This window comes from Mesorhizobium sp. P2_E6 (genome assembly GCF_056403835.1).
In genome coordinates this window covers 373,611-389,303 of sequence record NZ_JBFUEQ010000005.1, presented here as the reverse complement: position 1 = coordinate 389,303, position 15,693 = coordinate 373,611, and the positions used below count along the sequence as shown (strand labels likewise).

13 protein-coding genes are annotated in these 15,693 nt (G+C 63.1%); 2 read left to right on the top strand and 11 right to left on the bottom strand.

Annotated features, from left to right (window positions below; translation table 11 throughout):
- Nucleotides 1–115: 115 nt before the first annotated feature.
- The 5 genes from AC1D08_RS15310 to uxaC all read right to left on the bottom strand — a co-directional run bounded on the left by AC1D08_RS15310 (nt 116) and on the right by uxaC (nt 4,448).
- The gene (locus tag AC1D08_RS15310; protein ID WP_457151835.1) at nt 116–454 is read right to left on the bottom strand and encodes a cupin domain-containing protein; all 339 of its coding nucleotides are present in this window, start codon (nt 452–454) and stop codon (nt 116–118) included.
- A 10-nt stretch (nt 455–464) separates the two neighbouring features.
- A complete protein-coding gene (kduD, locus tag AC1D08_RS15305; RefSeq protein ID WP_457151836.1) occupies nt 465–1,229 on the bottom strand; it encodes a 2-dehydro-3-deoxy-D-gluconate 5-dehydrogenase KduD in 765 nt (254 codons plus the stop codon).
- Entirely contained in the window at nt 1,226–2,077 is an 852-nt protein-coding gene (gene kduI / locus AC1D08_RS15300; protein ID WP_457151837.1) for a 5-dehydro-4-deoxy-D-glucuronate isomerase, read from the bottom strand. Before kduI ends, kduD begins: the two co-directional genes overlap by 4 nt.
- 22 nt (nt 2,078–2,099) lie before the next feature.
- Nucleotides 2,100–2,876, bottom strand: a complete 777-nt coding sequence (locus tag AC1D08_RS15295; RefSeq protein ID WP_457151838.1) for a FadR/GntR family transcriptional regulator — start codon at nt 2,874–2,876, stop codon at nt 2,100–2,102.
- A 111-nt stretch (nt 2,877–2,987) separates the two neighbouring features.
- Nucleotides 2,988–4,448, bottom strand: a complete 1,461-nt coding sequence (gene uxaC / locus AC1D08_RS15290; RefSeq protein ID WP_457151839.1) for a glucuronate isomerase — start codon at nt 4,446–4,448, stop codon at nt 2,988–2,990.
- 96 nt (nt 4,449–4,544) lie between these two features.
- Here uxaC and AC1D08_RS15285 point away from each other — a divergent pair, with 96 nt between their 5' ends.
- Nucleotides 4,545–6,098 carry a mannitol dehydrogenase family protein gene (locus tag AC1D08_RS15285; protein ID WP_477423474.1) on the top strand — a complete coding sequence of 518 codons (1,554 nt, stop codon included), beginning with the start codon at nt 4,545–4,547 and terminating at the stop codon, nt 6,096–6,098.
- Between the two features lie 389 nt (nt 6,099–6,487).
- Here AC1D08_RS15285 and AC1D08_RS15280 read toward each other — a convergent pair whose 3' ends face one another.
- The 6 genes from AC1D08_RS15280 to AC1D08_RS15255 all read right to left on the bottom strand — a co-directional run bounded on the left by AC1D08_RS15280 (nt 6,488) and on the right by AC1D08_RS15255 (nt 12,325).
- On the bottom strand, nt 6,488–6,895 hold the full coding sequence (locus AC1D08_RS15280) for a F0F1 ATP synthase subunit epsilon (RefSeq protein ID WP_457153767.1): 408 nt from the start codon (nt 6,893–6,895) through the stop codon (nt 6,488–6,490).
- 99 nt (nt 6,896–6,994) lie between these two features.
- The gene (atpD, locus tag AC1D08_RS15275) at nt 6,995–8,590 is read right to left on the bottom strand and encodes a F0F1 ATP synthase subunit beta (RefSeq protein ID WP_477423472.1); all 1,596 of its coding nucleotides are present in this window, start codon (nt 8,588–8,590) and stop codon (nt 6,995–6,997) included.
- Between the two features lie 70 nt (nt 8,591–8,660).
- Nucleotides 8,661–9,545, bottom strand: a complete 885-nt coding sequence (locus AC1D08_RS15270; RefSeq protein ID WP_477423470.1) for a F0F1 ATP synthase subunit gamma — start codon at nt 9,543–9,545, stop codon at nt 8,661–8,663.
- A 46-nt stretch (nt 9,546–9,591) separates the two neighbouring features.
- Nucleotides 9,592–11,121, bottom strand: a complete 1,530-nt coding sequence (atpA, locus tag AC1D08_RS15265; RefSeq protein WP_457153764.1) for a F0F1 ATP synthase subunit alpha — start codon at nt 11,119–11,121, stop codon at nt 9,592–9,594.
- Complete coding sequence (locus AC1D08_RS15260; protein ID WP_457153763.1) at nt 11,121–11,681, bottom strand: F0F1 ATP synthase subunit delta; 561 nt, start codon at nt 11,679–11,681, stop codon at nt 11,121–11,123. Before AC1D08_RS15260 ends, atpA begins: the two co-directional genes overlap by 1 nt.
- Nucleotides 11,682–11,926: 245 nt before the next feature.
- Nucleotides 11,927–12,325, bottom strand: a complete 399-nt coding sequence (locus AC1D08_RS15255; protein WP_477227634.1) for an AGROH133_08824 family phage infection protein — start codon at nt 12,323–12,325, stop codon at nt 11,927–11,929.
- Between the two features lie 380 nt (nt 12,326–12,705).
- Between AC1D08_RS15255 and AC1D08_RS15250 the strand changes: the two genes are divergently transcribed.
- Nucleotides 12,706–15,675 (top strand): hypothetical protein, encoded by a 2,970-nt coding sequence (locus AC1D08_RS15250; RefSeq protein WP_477423468.1) that lies wholly within the window; start codon nt 12,706–12,708, stop codon nt 15,673–15,675.
- The last annotated feature ends 18 nt before the right edge of the window (nt 15,676–15,693 follow it).

The following is a 15,693-nucleotide window of genomic DNA, read 5'->3' as shown; positions in this document are numbered from 1 at the left end:
GGTCATGTCTAGAGTACCGCGGCGCCACAAGCGCCCAGGCAACAACCCGCGCCTCTTTGGGGCGCGGGTCATTCCCCGCGCTCGATCTCGCAGCCTTGGCTAAGCAAATCGTGGACTAGGCGAGAAAATCGGCGCGATGCGGCGTGAAACTGTCGACCAGCCGCCCCGCCTCCAGTGCCTTGACGCCGTGCACCAGATTGGACGGCACGATGAAGCTGCCGCCGGCCGCGATGATTTCGGTCCGGCCGCCGATGGTCACCTCGAAGCGACCCTCCGCGACATAGCTTGCCTGGACATGCGGGTGCGAATGCAGGGCACCGACGCCGCCCTCGTCGAAACCGAATTCGACCATCATCAGTTCATCGGTGTGCAGCAGGACGCGCCGCCTGTTGCCATCCGGCGTCGCCGTCCAGACGCCCTCGCCGGCATGCGCGAAAATCTTCGGGTCAGCCATCGTCATCTCCTCATCGCGCCAGCCAGCCGCCATCCACCGGCACCACCGCGCCATGCATGTAGTTCGACGCCGGCGCCAGCAGGAAGACGGCGGCGTCGCCAATGTCTTCCGCTTCGCCCCAGCGCCCGGCAGGGATACGCGCCAGGATGGCGGCACTGCGGTCGGGATCGGCACGCAGCGCCTGCGTGTTGTTTGTCTCGATATAGCCGGGCGCGATGGCGTTGACGTTGATGCCTTTTGCCGCCCATTCGCAAGCGAGCAGCCGGGTGATACCGAGCACGCCATGTTTCGAGGCGGTGTAGGACGCGACGCGGATGCCGCCCTGGAAGCTCAGCACCGAGGCGATGTTGACGATCTTGCCTTGCCGCTCGCCAGCAAGCGCGAGTCTGGCGAAGGATTGGCAGAGCAGGAAGGCCGTCTTCAAATTGACGTCCATGACGTCGTCCCAGTCGGTTTCGCTCAAATCGACGGCATCGGCGCGCCGGATGATACCGGCATTGTTGACCAGCCCGTCGAGCGGGCCGCTTTCGTCCCAGATCCGGTCCAGCATCGGGCCGGCGGCTGCCGTGTCGGCAAGGTCGGCGCTTACCGCCTCGAATTGCCCACCGGCTGAGGCAACCTTGCTTGCCGTATCGTCCATAGAGGAGCGGCCGACGCCGATCACCGCGCCGCCGGCACGCGCGATCGAGACGGCTATGCCTTGACCGATACCGGTGTTGGCGCCGGTGACGAGAATGCGTTTGCCGGCCAGGCTGAAGGCGGAAAGGTCGCTCATCGCAAGTCGTCCAATGCCACCGGGTCAACATCGGTATAGTCGACATTGTCGCCGGCCATCGCCCAGATGAAGGCGTAGTTCGAAGTGCCGGCGCCAGAGTGGATCGACCAGCCCGGCGACAGCACCGCCTCCTCGTTGCCCATGACGATATGACGGGTCTCGTCCGGCTCACCCATGAAGTGGAAAACACGCGCCGTCTCGGCCAGGTCAAAATAGAGATAGGCTTCCATGCGCCGGTCATGCACATGGCAGGGCATTGTGTTCCACACCGAGCCCGGCGCCAGCTGGGTCATGCCGACCACCAGCTGGCAGGTTCTTGCACCCTCGGCATGGATGAACTGGAAGATCGAGCGCTCGTTGCAGCTATCCTTGCTGCCGAGGTCGAGACGCTTGGCGTCACCGATGCGGATCAGCCGGCTCGGCCAGGCCTGATGCGCCGACGCGCTGAGCAGGTAGAATTTAGCCGGCGCGGTTTTATCCGCCGAGGCGAACGACACATCCTTGCTGCCCATGCCGAGATAGAGCATGTCGCGCGCCTGCAATTCATAAGGTTGGCCGCCGGCCGTGACGACACCGGCGCCGCCGATGTTGACGGCGATCAGCTCGCGGCGGTCGAGAAAATCCTTGGTCCCGGTCGGCTTGATCGCCTCCAGCTGAAGCGGTGCCTCAGTCGGCACGGCGCCGCCGACGATCATGCGATCGTAGTGGGTGTAGGTCAGGCTGATACGGCCGGGCTGGAACAGGTCGTCGATGTGGAAATTGTGCCGCAGTTCGTCGGTTCCCATCGCCGCGGCGGCAATAGGATCGATGGCGAAGCGCGATGTGTAGTCGGTATGGCTCTGGCTCATTGCAGTCCTGACTTGAGATGGGTCATTCGCCGGCAGCGCCCTTGACCGAACTGGCATAGAAAACCTGCCTTGCATGCAGCCGCTCGCGGTAGCGCTGTTGGCTGGCGCTGAGGTGCGCGCGCATCGCCTCGCGCGCGGCTTCGGCATCGCCTGATGTGATCGCATTGAGGATCACCAGATGCTCGCGCTGCAGCCCGCGCTGATATGTGTCGGATTGCACCAGCTCGGTCGACCAGGGCGAGGTCACGTCACACGGAATGGCGCGCCGGCCGAGCACGTCGAGCATCTCGACATAGAAGGGATTGTTGGTGGCGCTGGCGATCGCCCGGTGGAAGGCGAGGTCGGCCGGCCCGGTCGGCTCGCTGGCGAGCAGCAGCCGTTCGAACTCGAAGAAGGCTTCCTGGATCGCCGCCTCCTGCGCGGCGTTGCGGCGGATGGCGGCAAGCCCGGCCGATTCGATTTCGATCGCCAGCCGCACTTCGAGCACGTTGAGCGCGATCGAATCCTTGCTGCCCATGTCGGCGGCCAGCGCGCCGAACATCGTCGAGATGTGCTCGGTGACGAAGACGCCGGCACCCTGTCGCGGCTCGACCAGGCCGTCGGCGGCAAGCTTGGCCAGGGCTTCGCGGATGACGGTGCGGCTGACGCCGAAGGTCTCGGTCAACTGGCCTTCGGTCGGCAATTTGTGGCCTGGCAGGACCTCGCCCGCCTGCAGCTGCTTGCGGATCGCCGCGACGACGGTCTCCGACAGCTTTGGTTTTCTCTCGACCCTGAGGTCGGTTGCGGTATCCGATGCCATGTCGCCCCCTATTTGAACACGCCGGCAACCAGAGCGAGATGGCCGGAATATAGGTCATAAGCCCGAGAACCACGGCACTCGCGCCGGATCGAGCGCATCGCTTCCCCCGGTTCAGAGCCGGTACGCCTTCTTGGCAAGCGTGTAGGCAAGGTCCCGCGCCAGCTCGTGCGCCTCGTCCTCGCGCAGCCGATGCTCGGCGACGAGACGCGCCAGGAACGCGCAGTCGACCCGCCGCGCCACATCGTGGCGCGCCGGTATGGACGGAAAGGCGCGGGTGTCGTCGTTGAAGCCGACGGTGTTGTAGAAACCGGCCGTTTCGGTGGTCATCTCGCGGAAGCGACGCATGCCCTCCGGGCTGTCGTGGAACCACCAGGCCGGCCCGAGCTTCAGCGCCGGATAGGTGCCGGCGAGCGGCGCCAGTTCGCGCGCATAGCTGGTCTCGTCGAGCGTGAAGAGGATGATTGTCAGGTCCCGTTCCAGGCCGACGCAATCAAGCAGTGGCTTCAGCGCCGTGACATAGTCGGTCCGGGTCGGGATATCGAAACCCTTGTCGCGACCGAACTTCTGGAAAATAGACGGCGAATGGTTTCGCCATGAACCGGGATGGATCTGCAGCACAAGCCCGTCATCCCGGCTCATCTTGGCCATTTCGGTCAGCATCTGGGCGCGGAACAGCCGCTTTTCGCGCTCGTCGTCCGAACCATGGCGCACACGGTTGAACAGTTCCTCGGCCGCCGCATCGGAAAGATTGGCGGTCTCGGCCGTCGGATGGCCGTGATCGGACGAGGTCGCACCATAGCTTTTGAAGAAAGCACGTCGCTGACGGTGGGCATCGAGATAGCCGGTCCAGTTGCCGGTGTCGCAGCCGGTGATTTCGCCAAGCTTGTCGAGATTGGCCGAAAACCCTTCGAAGTCCGGATCGACGACGGCGTCCGGCCGGTAGGCTGTGATGACCTTGCCTTCCCAGCCGCTGTCGCGGATCATCTGGTGCCATCTGAGGTCGTCGAGTGCGCCTTCCGTCGTTGCGATGACCTCGATGTTGAAGCGCTCGAACAGCGCGCGCGGGCGGAAATTCTCCCATTGCAGCACCGTCGCGATGGTGTCGTAGTGACGGTCGGCAGTCGCCGCGTTCAGCGGTTCGTCGATGCCGAACAGATGCGCCAGCACATGGTCGAACCACAGCCGGGTCGGCGTGCCGCGGAAGAGGAAGTAGTTGTCGGCAAAACGCCGCCAGATCGCCCTGCCATCGGTTTCCACCGGCGCGCCGTCCAAGGTCGCCACGCCGAGATCCTCGAGGCGAACGCCCTGGCTGAACAGCATGCGGAAGATGTAATGGTCGGGCACGATGAGCAATTGCGCCGGATCCGGGAACGGCTCGTTCAGCGCATACCAGCGCGGATCGGTGTGACCATGCGGGCTGACGATAGGCAGGTCCTTTATCCCGGCATAGAGATCGCGGGCGATGGAGCGCGAATGCGCGTCGGCGGGAAACAGCAAATCCGCATTGGTCAGTGCCACGACGATCCTCCCAAGGCCGCTATCGGTAGGGTCGGCAAGAAATAATGTCAACATACAAAAATTAGATTGTTGTATGATGACTGTTCCTACCATTGTGTGGCAAGAAATCGGATGTTACGTCGCTTGCCGACCCATCTCAGAGGCGATCTCATGCCGTCCAGCCAGACTAGCCGCGCCACGCCAACCAGGCGCCTTTCCGCGATGACGGCACATACTTTGCCGGCGTCGGCCGCGACTCCTTTGTATGATCGCAGCCTCGTCGTCCCCGGTATCGTGCATCTCGGCGTCGGCGCCTTCCATCGCGCCCATCAGGCAGCCTATGTCGACGACTGCCTGGCGGCAGGAGACACGAGTTGGGGTATCGTCGGCGTTTCACTGCGCAGCGCCGACACACGCGATGCGCTCTCGCCGCAGGACGGGCTCTACACGCTGGCGATCAGGAGCAGCGGCGAGGAAAAGCTTCGCGTCATCGGCTCCATCGCGTCGATGCTGGTGGCGCCGGAGGACCCGGGCGCGGTGCTGGCCGCGCTGACCGATCCGCGCACCCGCATCGTGACGCTGACGATCACCGAAAAGGCCTATCTCAGGGCCGCCGGCGGCGGGCTGGACACCGCTCATCCCGATATCGTCCATGATCTGGCAAATCCGCAAATGCCGAAGACAGCGCATGGTTTTCTCGCCGAGGCGCTTGCGCGGCGACGCGCCGCCGGCACGCCGCCCTTCACCGTGCTCTGCTGCGACAACCTGCCGGCCAATGGTGCGACGCTGCACCGGCTGCTGATCGAGTTCGCCGAATTGCGCGATGCCAGGCTCGCCCAATCAGGCGATGCCAGGCACGCAGCGAAGGCCGATAGCGGCCTCGCCAGTCACATCGCCGACCAGGTCGCTTTTCCCTCCAGCATGGTCGATCGCATCGTGCCGGCCACCACAGACGCCGACCGGGCGCGGATTGCTACCGAACTCGGCGTCGAGGACGCCTGGCCGGTCATGACCGAGCCGTTCTGCCAATGGGTGATCGAGGACAATTTTCCGGAGGGCCGGCCAGCCTGGGAACGGTTCGGCGTCACCATGGTCAGCGATGTCGGCCCCTTCGAGGACATGAAGCTCAGGCTGCTGAACGGCGCGCATTCGGGCATCGCCTATCTCGGCCTGCTCAGCGGTCATGCCACCGTCGACCGCGCCTTCGCCGACCCGGCAATCCGGCAGTTCGTCGATGCATTGTGGGCCGAAGCCATTTCAACGCTGCCGGAGGATGCCGGCCTCGATACATCAGCCTATACGGCCGAGCTTACCGAGCGTTTTTCGAACACCGCTCTTGCCCACCGTACGGCGCAGATCGCCAATGACGGCAGCCAGAAGCTGCCGCAACGCATCGTCGCATCGGCATTGGAGTGCTTGGAAGCCGGCACCGAATTGGTCCATCTCACGCTGGTGGTCGCCGCCTGGATCGCCGCCTGCGCTGCGCGGGGAAAGACCTTGCCGGAGGGCCATTTCACCGACCCACTCGATGCAGCATTAACGGAGCTTTTGAGCCAGCAGCTACCGGCGAATGAGACCGTGACGGCGGTGTTCGAACTCGCCGGCTTCGCCAGCGACCACGCCGAGCGCCAGACGCTGATTGAACTCGTGGCCGTCCATCTTGTACACCTGCGACGGGATGGTCCAACACTGGCCTTCGCCGCGTTGGGAATAGGAAGTGAATAGTCGAGGCGGGACCCGATACGGCTCAGATCGCGACGCAAAGGCAGGACGAGCGCCACCCACACGATCATCAAAGCGATACCTGAAAGATTGGCCAGCCAAGCCAGATCGACGCCCGGAAACACCGGAAAGCCGATGTAGATAAGCACCAAGCTGATGGCACTGACCACCACTAGGCTGGCAGCCGCCAGTCTGCCGCTGCCGATCCAGAGGAACCCACCGAACGGACCGCCAAAGGCGGATACCAAAGCGGTCGACCAGCGGGATCGCGAAGCTGTTTCTCGCGCAGCTGTTTCTTCATCATCGGCCACCCCCATACCCAAGGCAGCCGGACTGTCCGCCAAACAAAAAAGCGAGGCAAGGCCCCGCTTTTCACTCATCTGAAGCGAATTTTAGGCCGGCAGGATGGCGCCTTCCAGCGTCGTAAGCTGGCTAAGGAACTGTTCGGCCTTGCTGCGGGCCTCGTCGTCCTTGGCGTCGGCGGCGTCTTCCTTGGCTTCCTGGATGCGGCGGGCGAGATCGGCGCGGTCGACATCATTCACCGCCACAGCCGACTCCGCCAACAGCGTGCAGCCAGCCGGAACGATATCGGCGAAGCCGCCGAACACGACATAACGCTCTTCCTCGCCCGACGCGGTCTTAACAGTGACCACACCCGGCTTGATCGTGGTCATGACCGGCGCGTGATGCGCCATCACGGTCATCTCGCCCTCTGCACCTGGAATGACGACGGATTCGACCTGCTCGGAAACAAGCAGGCGCTCCGGCGAGACCAGTTCGAACTTGAAAGCTTCGGCCATGATCAATCTAGCAAACGGGGAATAGTGAGTAGCGAGTAGTGAAGAAACTCGCTCGTCTCATAAACCCCTATTCGCTACTCCCTATTCGCTATTCGCTTCTTATGCCGCTTCGGCCGCCAGGCGCTGTGCCTTCTCGACCGCTTCCTCGATGCCGCCGACCATGTAGAAGGCGGCTTCCGGGAGGTGGTCATAGTCGCCGTTGCAGAGGCCCTTGAAGCCCTTGATGGTGTCGGCCAGGTCGACCAGCTTGCCAGGCGAGCCGGTGAACACTTCGGCGACGAAGAAGGGCTGCGACAGGAAGCGCTCGATCTTGCGGGCGCGTGCCACCGTCTGCTTGTCCTCTTCCGACAGCTCGTCCATGCCCAGGATGGCGATGATGTCCTGCAGCGACTTGTAGCGCTGAAGGATCGACTGCACCTGGCGCGCGACGGCATAGTGCTCGTCACCGACGACCAGCGGATCGAGCATGCGCGAAGTCGAATCCAGCGGATCGACGGCCGGGTAGATGCCCTTTTCGGCGATGGCGCGGTTGAGCGTCGTGGTCGCGTCGAGGTGGGCGAACGAGGTCGCCGGCGCCGGGTCGGTCAAGTCGTCGGCGGGCACGTAGATCGCCTGCACCGAGGTGATCGAGCCCTTGGTGGTGGTGGTGATGCGTTCCTGCAACGCGCCCATGTCGGTGGCGAGCGTCGGCTGATAGCCCACGGCCGACGGGATACGGCCGAGCAGAGCCGACACTTCCGAACCCGCCTGCGTGAAGCGGAAGATGTTGTCGACGAAGAACAGCACGTCCTGGCCCTGGTCGCGGAAATATTCCGCAACCGTCAGGCCGGTCAGGCCGACGCGGGCGCGGGCGCCCGGCGGCTCGTTCATCTGGCCATACACCAGAGCGGCCTTGGAGCCTTCACCGCCGCCCTTCTTGTTGACGCCAGACTCGATGAACTCGTGATAGAGATCGTTGCCTTCGCGAGTGCGCTCGCCGACGCCAGCGAACACCGAGTAGCCACCATGCGCCTTGGCGATGTTGTTGATCAGCTCCTGGATCAGCACGGTCTTGCCGACGCCGGCGCCGCCGAACAGGCCGATCTTGCCGCCCTTGGCGTAGGGAGCCAGGAGGTCGAGCACCTTGATGCCGGTGATCAGGATCTGTGCTTCCGTCGACTGCTCGACATAGGTCGGAGCCGGCTGGTGGATGGAGCGCATTTCGATCCCGTCGACCGGGCCTTCTTCATCGACCGGCTCGCCGATGACGTTGATGATGCGGCCGAGCATGCCCGGGCCGACCGGGACGGTGATCGGCGCGCCGGTGTCGCGCACTTCCTGGCCGCGCACCAGACCTTCGGTCGAGTCCATGGCGATGCAGCGCACGGTGTTTTCACCCAGATGCTGGGCCACTTCGAGCACCAGGCGGTTGCCGACATTGGTCGTCTCGAGCGCGTTCAGGATCGCCGGCAGGTGATCGCCGAACTGCACGTCGACAACGGCGCCGATGACCTGGCGGACCTTGCCGACAACGCCGGTTGCCTTGGTGGCCACTGCGGATGTCTTGGTCGCTGCGGCCTTGGCCGGTGCTGATGCCGTCTTGGCCGGAGCTGCCTTTGCGGCTGCTGCCGGAGCCTTTGCCGCCTTCGCGGGGGCTGCGGCCTTGGGGGCTGCCGTCTTGGGTGTTACCTTCTGGGGGGTCGCTGCTTTCGCCATCGTCTTTACCCTTTTTCGTCCTTTGTTTCTCACGCGGTCCGCTCGCGGGTCGATGACCCGCAAACCGCGCCTAGAGCGCCTCGGCGCCCGAAATGATTTCGATCAGTTCCTTGGTGATCTGCGCCTGCCGCTGGCGGTTGTAGGTGATCGACAGCTTGTTGATCATCTCGCCGGCATTGCGCGTCGCATTGTCCATGGCGCTCATCTTGGCGCCCATTTCGCCGGCCGCGTTTTCGAGCAGCGCCCGGAAAACCTGCACCGAGATGTTGCGCGGAATGAGATCGGAGAGGATTTCGCCCGGCTCCGGTTCGTATTCATAGACGGCGCTGCCGCCATCCACTGCCCGGGCCGGAGCCGAAGCGATACCGGCTGGAATGATCTGCTGCGCGGTCGGGATCTGGCTGATCACCGACTTGAACTGCGAATAGAACAAAGTGCAGATGTCGAAGCCGCCCTCGTTGAAGAGCTGGACGACTTTCTTGGCGATCGCGTCGGCATTGACGAAGCCGAGCGTCTTGACCTCCCGCAGATCGACACGATCGAGAATCATAGACGCATAGTCGCGGCGCAGGATATCGAAACCCTTCTTGCCGACGCAGATGATCTTGACCTGCTTGCCGTCGGCCAAAAGCTTGCGGATATGGTCGCGGGCAAGGCGGGCGATCTGCGAATTGAAGCCGCCGCACAGGCCGCGCTCAGCGCTGCAGACGACGAGCAGATGCACGTCGTCCTTGCCGGTGCCGGTCATCAGCGCCGGGGCATCGCCGCCGCCGCCGATTGCCTGTGTGATGTTGGCCAGCACGGAACCCATGCGCTCCGAATAGGGGCGCGCCGCTTCCGCAGCCTCTTGCGCACGGCGCAGCTTCGCCGCGGCGACCATCTGCATCGCCTTGGTGATCTTCTGCGTCGCCTTGACCGAGGCGATACGGTTACGAAGGTCTTTTAATGAAGGCATGCTTCAAACCTGATCCCGTCTTGTCTCATCCCGACTGGCGCTTCGCTCAGGCGAAGGTCTTGGCGAAAGCGTCGATCTCGGCCTTCAGCTTGGCGCGCAGACCGTCCGACAGCGCCTTTTCCTTGCGGATGGCATCGAGCACGTCCTTGCCCGCCGCACGCATGTGGCTGAGCAGGCCATGCTCGAACTTGCCGACCTGGTTGACCGGCAGCTTGTCGAGATAGCCGTTGACGCCGGCGAAGATCACCGCGACCTGCTCTTCCGTCTTCAGCGGCGAGAACTGCGGCTGCTTCAGGAGTTCGGTCAGGCGCGATCCGCGGTTGAGCAGGCGCTGCGTGGCGGCGTCGAGATCGGAGCCGAACTGCGCGAACGCCGCCATTTCGCGGTATTGCGCGAGCTCGCCCTTGATCGAGCCGGCAACCTGCTTCATCGCCTTGATCTGCGCGGCCGAGCCGACGCGCGACACCGACAGGCCGACGTTGACGGCCGGACGGATGCCCTGGAAGAACAGGTTGGTTTCGAGGAAGATCTGGCCGTCGGTGATCGAGATCACGTTGGTCGGGATATAGGCCGACACGTCGTTGGCCTGCGTCTCGATGATCGGCAGGGCGGTCAGCGACCCACCGCCCAGATCGTCGTTGAGCTTGGCGGCGCGCTCGAGCAGGCGCGAGTGCAGGTAAAAGACGTCGCCGGGATAGGCTTCGCGGCCCGGCGGGCGGCGCAGCAACAGCGACATCTGGCGGTAGGCGACGGCCTGCTTCGACAGATCGTCATAGCTGATCAACGCATGCATGCCGTTGTCGCGGAAATACTCGCCCATGGTGCAGCCCGCGAACGGCGCGAGGTACTGCATCGGCGCCGGGTCGGACGCGGTGGCGGCGATGATGATCGAATATTCGAGCGCGCCGCGCTCTTCCAGCACCTTGACGAACTGCGCCACGGTCGAGCGCTTCTGGCCGACGGCGACGTAGACGCAGTAGAGCTTTTCCTTCTCAGGGCCGTTGTCGTGCACCGACTTCTGGTTGAGCATCGTATCAAGGATGATGGCGGTCTTGCCGGTCTGGCGGTCGCCGATGACCAGTTCGCGCTGGCCGCGGCCGACCGGGATCAGTGCGTCGATGGCCTTGAGGCCGGTCGACATCGGCTCGTTCACCGATTTGCGCGGGATGATGCCGGGCGCCTTGACGTCGACACGCTTGCGCTCGACTGCCTTGATCGGGCCCTTGCCGTCGATCGGATTGCCGAGCGCGTCGACGACGCGGCCGAGCAGACCCGGACCGACCGGAACGTCGACGATGGCGCCGGTGCGCTTGACGATGTCGCCTTCCTTGATGTCGCGGTCGGCGCCGAAGATGACGACGCCGACATTGTCGGCTTCGAGGTTGAGCGCCATGCCGCGAGTGCCGCCGGGGAATTCGACCATTTCGCCGGCCTGGACATTGTCGAGGCCGTAGACGCGGGCGATACCGTCACCGACGGACAGCACCTGTCCAACTTCGGAGACCTCGGCCTCCTTGCCGAAATTCTTGATCTGGTCTTTCAGAATTGCGGAAATTTCCGCGGCGCGGATGTCCATCAGCCGACCTCTTTCAGTGCAAGCTTGAGCGAGTTGAGTTTGGTTTTGAGCGACGTATCGATCTGGCGCGAGCCCATCTTGACCACCAGCCCGCCGAGCAGCGACGGATCAACGGTGATTGAGATGGCCACGTCCTTGCCGGCAACGCCCTTCAGCGCCGCCTTGAGTTCGTTCTGCTGGGCATCGGTCAACTCGTGCGCCGACGTCACTTCAGCAGCGGTCTCGCCACGGTGTTCGGCGGCAATCTGGCGGAACGCCCTGATCATGCCGGGGATGGCGAACAGACGGCGGTTACGGGCCACGACGCGCAGGAAATTGCCGGTGAGGCCGGTGATCCCTGCCTTGTCGGCGATCGCCGCGATGGCCTTGGCCTGATCCTCGCTGGAAAACACCGGGCTGCTGATCAGCCGGGTAAGGTCGGCACTGCCCGCGAGCATCGCCTCGAAACTGTTGAGGTCTGCCTCGACCTTGGCGACCGAATTTGCCTGCAGGGCGAGTTCGAACAGCGAACCCGCGTAGCGTTCTGCGACACCTGAGATTGGCGATGACGATTGGGCCACGGACCGTCTTTTCTCTTGTCTGACAGGCCGCAGATTGTTGGCGCGAGCAAAAACTCTGGCTAAATCTTTGACCTTACTGCATTTTTCCAAGCACGGAGACGCGGCTTCCGCTATCCCCGGCCGAAAGTCGATTGCCGTCTACCACAGGCATTTTAAGACCGCAATGCGTCGTTCCGCATGGTTTTCAGGCACTATTGTCGCATCCGGCAAAAGAGTCCTGCCTTCCGCCCCGGAAACCCAGGGATTCAAGGCAGAAAGCCGAAGGCAAAGGCGAGCGGCAACGCCGCCAATGCCAATTCCACCACAATGGACACCCAATTGAAAGGCGTATTGGCGCCATCCGACATCATCGACAGCAGCCGGCCGAAGGCAGTGAACAGCCAGGAGAAGCCAAGAGCCATATAGAGAAAGGGCTGTGGGCCGAGCAGGAGACAGCACAGGCCGACGCCGAGATAGAAGCCCGACATCCTGCCGCGCCCCTCGGCGATCGCCGCCACCTTCTCGGGCCTGACCTGCAAGCGAAGAATCCGGAAGGCCAGGTGGGGCGCCAGAAAAAACAAAAGCCCTTGCAGAACGGTGACGACGGCGCTCGACCACGCCAGCCATTCGCCCTGACTCGTCGGCCATGGAAGCGCAAAATCCATCTTGTCTCGACCCCCCTCACAGTAATTCCGGATGCATTGAATGTCGCCCGTGGAGGAAGTCAAGCGCACCCCCGGAAAGCCGGGGCTCGGCAAGGCCGCCTTGGAATGCCGTCGCCTGATACGAGCTTCACGCTTGGAAGCCGCGGCTTGGCAGGCGATTCGGTTGGCAGGGAAACAATTCCTTGGACAAGAGATACGCGGACAATTTCTTCGATAGTATAGATCGCTGTCTTGCCGCTGCGTAACGCAAGTATTATGCTTCGAATGTTCCTTTCGTCGACTTCTTGTTTATTTTAGCAACTTCACATGTTGTGCGATCACCTGTGAAATCTGCGCGGACGGAAGTGCGGCAGGCAGGATCTCGAAATTCGGAGACGATCATGCCGGATCTTTGTCGGACATTGCATCTGGCCAGCATCTGGATCGCAGCGGCAGCCCTTGCCGGGATCGCGCAGGGTGCGCGCGCGGACTGTATCGCCGAACGGCCGACGGTCATGGCTCCCGCCGATCCCTTGGTCTGCCAGCAGCTCGAGGCCACGATCAAGAAGCCTTCGGCGCTGCCCCTGGGCGACTACGAGAACAAGCTCAACCAGTATCTCGGCAGTTACTGTTATCGCAACGAAGCTGCCGGATGGGTGCACGACAAATATGTGCGCCAGGCCGGGCCTCGCATCGCGACCCAGGCCAACGGCGCCTGGCAGGGCAAGGATTTCGGAACCCATGCGCCTGTCATGATCTGGTATTCGCCGGAGATGACGGACTGGCTTCGCAAGAATCGCTCCGCCGAAGGCGAGGTCGATCATCCGCCACCGGTTCCCGACGGTGCCATCATGGTCAAGGAGATGTTTTCGGAGCCGGCGTCGGATTGCCGGACGGTCGATCCTCTGAAACTTTTTCCAACCAGCGGCGCCGCGATCATGATCCGCGATGCCAGCGCCTCTTACGATGGCTGGTTCTGGGGCTGGTACGGCTTTGGCAGCCAGAGCGGCTGGACACCGGATTGGCCAGCCCTGCCGGCCGACAACAACAGCCTGCCCAATATGGGCTTCGCCCAGTACTGCATGAACTGCCACGCCTCGGCGGCCGACAATCTGACTTTCGCATCGCCCAAGAACATCGCGGGCGAACCAGGCAAGCCGCTCAACTATCTCGCTCAGGATTTCTTTAAGGGAGCGCCGGCAGAAACCTTGCACCAGACCGTCGTTTTGCCGGTCAATGCCAACCCGCGTCTTGGCCAACCGCTCTACAGTCCGAACGCCGACGTGATCGCCGCGCTGCAGGCCTATGTCCGCGAGATGCCGACCTATGAGACGGTCTCGCGGATGCCTTCCGAAACCTACGACAACACCTGGGTCGGGGCCAAGGGTCCCGATGCGTCCGATACGTTCCTGACCTCGAGCCAGTGCCTGGGTTGTCATGATGCCGGCAGCACCGGGCTGCAGTTCGACATGACCAGGCCAAACCCACATGGCGATGGCTTGATCAATCTGTCTCCGCTGGCGACCTGGCGAACCTCGCCGATGGGGCTGGGAGGCCGCGACCCGATATTCTTCGCGCAGTTGGCCAGCGAAACCCAAAGCTTTCACCCCAAAATGTCCGGTGTGGTGCAGGACGTTTGCCTTGGCTGCCACGGCATCGCCGGTGAACGGCAGTTCCACATCGACGAGAAGGCGCGCTCGGGCAAATGCGAATTGTTCACGCGCGACATGGTCGATGCGACGCCCTGGCCGGCCGACAATCCGAGTGCCGCGCACGCCAATTACGGCATGCTTGCCCGCGATGGCATCACCTGCACATCCTGTCACCGCATGGTGCTCAACAGCAAGGCCAGCGGACCGCTGGGCGATCAGCCGCAGAACGCCTGCGTCGACGAGCGGCAGGCGCTGCTCAATCCGCACGCGACGGGCTTTGCCAAGACCTTCACCGGCAGCTTCATGGTCGGTTCGCCCGATACGCTCATTGGCCCGTTCGAGAAACCGGAAGTCGGGCCGATGCATACGGCGCTCGGCATCAAACCGGTCCACGACGCCACGATCATGAGCTCCGAGGTCTGCGGAACGTGCCACACGGTTCACTTGCCGGTTCTGCAGGGCACCAACACCCTGGCGCATATCTACGAGCAGACAACCTATCCGGAATGGGCGTTCAGCGCCTATCGAACCGGCAGCACGCCGGACGGCCCGCTTCCACTGGGCGCCGGCGCCACGCCGCGCAGCTGTCAGGGTTGTCACATGCCATCGACGGAACAGGACGGATCGCCGACGATGAGCAAGATCGCCAGCATCCAGGAAAATCTCAATTTCCCGCAGACCGAGTCCAGCAACGCGCCGGATCTTTCGGTTCGCGAGGGATTTGCCCGCCACACGCTCGTCGGTCTCAACGTCTTCCTGGTCAAGATGGCGCAGCAGTTTCCCGAAGTTTTCGGCATCCGGACGCGCGATCCGATGATGGGCAAGAAGGCTCTCGATCCTCTCGTCCTCACCGAGCAGGCGATGCTGGACCAGGCCTCGCAGGCAACCGCCACCGTGGCCGTCAGCGACCTTGCCGTGACCACCGACGCGCTCGATGCCAAGGTGACGGTGAAGAACCTGGCTGGTCACAAGTTTCCCTCCGGAGTGGGTTTCCGGCGTGCGTTTCTCACCTTCAGCGTGCTCGACCAGAATGGCGAACAGCTTTGGGTTTCCGGCCGCACAAATGCTGCCGGTGTGATCGTCGGCGCCGACGGCCAGCCGCTTGGTGGTGAGCTCTGGTGGAAAGACGATTGTTCCGGCCGCCTCCATCCTGGCGAACGGCCGCATCAACCGCATTACCAGAAGATCACGCGACAGGATCAGGTTCAGATCTATCAGGAACTGGTCTCCACGCCGCCCGCCAATACGCCCAATCCGGTCTGCAATGCACAATCCAAGCCTGAAGGCGAACTGACGACCAGCTTCCTGTCGATCTGCACGGAGGTGAAGGACAACCGGATACTACCGGCGGGTTTCCTGCCGGTCGAAAGCCGGCTCGAAATCGCCAAAGCATTGGGGGCCGATGAGGAACTCGCCGTCGATGTCGGCGGGACCGCCGTCGAGGACGATCCCGACTACGTATCGGGCGGGAGCGACACGCTTAGCTACTCGATACCGCTTGCCGATTTGCCGAAGGGCGCACGCCCTGCCAGCATCGAGGCGGACCTCTACTACCAGGCGACGCCTCCGTCCTATCTGCAGGATCGCTTCTGCACCGCCAAGGGCCCCGACACCGATCGCCTGTATTTCCTGGCCGGGCATCTCAATCTTGCTGGCACGCAGGCAGACGGATGGAAGCTGAAAGTGGTCGGCAGCGGCACTGTCGCCATCCAGCCCTGATCTCTGACTTCCCAAGGG

What these genes read in the sequence shown, in the direction of transcription:
- kduD (WP_457151836.1), bottom strand. Translation starts at nt 1,229, where the DNA reads ATGAGCGACCTTTCCGCCTTCAGCCTGGCCGGCAAACGCATTCTCGTC.
- AC1D08_RS15295 (WP_457151838.1), bottom strand. Translation starts at nt 2,876, where the DNA reads ATGGCATCGGATACCGCAACCGACCTCAGGGTCGAGAGAAAACCAAAG.
- kduI (WP_457151837.1), bottom strand. Translation starts at nt 2,077, where the DNA reads ATGAGCCAGAGCCATACCGACTACACATCGCGCTTCGCCATCGATCCT.
- atpD (WP_477423472.1), bottom strand. Translation starts at nt 8,590, where the DNA reads ATGGCGAAAGCAGCGACCCCCCAGAAGGTAACACCCAAGACGGCAGCC.
- atpA (WP_457153764.1), bottom strand. Translation starts at nt 11,121, where the DNA reads ATGGACATCCGCGCCGCGGAAATTTCCGCAATTCTGAAAGACCAGATC.
- AC1D08_RS15250 (WP_477423468.1), top strand. Translation starts at nt 12,706, where the DNA reads ATGCCGGATCTTTGTCGGACATTGCATCTGGCCAGCATCTGGATCGCA.
- AC1D08_RS15280 (WP_457153767.1), bottom strand. Translation starts at nt 6,895, where the DNA reads ATGGCCGAAGCTTTCAAGTTCGAACTGGTCTCGCCGGAGCGCCTGCTT.
- uxaC (WP_457151839.1), bottom strand. Translation starts at nt 4,448, where the DNA reads ATGTTGACATTATTTCTTGCCGACCCTACCGATAGCGGCCTTGGGAGG.
- AC1D08_RS15285 (WP_477423474.1), top strand. Translation starts at nt 4,545, where the DNA reads ATGCCGTCCAGCCAGACTAGCCGCGCCACGCCAACCAGGCGCCTTTCC.
- AC1D08_RS15310 (WP_457151835.1), bottom strand. Translation starts at nt 454, where the DNA reads ATGGCTGACCCGAAGATTTTCGCGCATGCCGGCGAGGGCGTCTGGACG.
- AC1D08_RS15255 (WP_477227634.1), bottom strand. Translation starts at nt 12,325, where the DNA reads ATGGATTTTGCGCTTCCATGGCCGACGAGTCAGGGCGAATGGCTGGCG.
- AC1D08_RS15270 (WP_477423470.1), bottom strand. Translation starts at nt 9,545, where the DNA reads ATGCCTTCATTAAAAGACCTTCGTAACCGTATCGCCTCGGTCAAGGCG.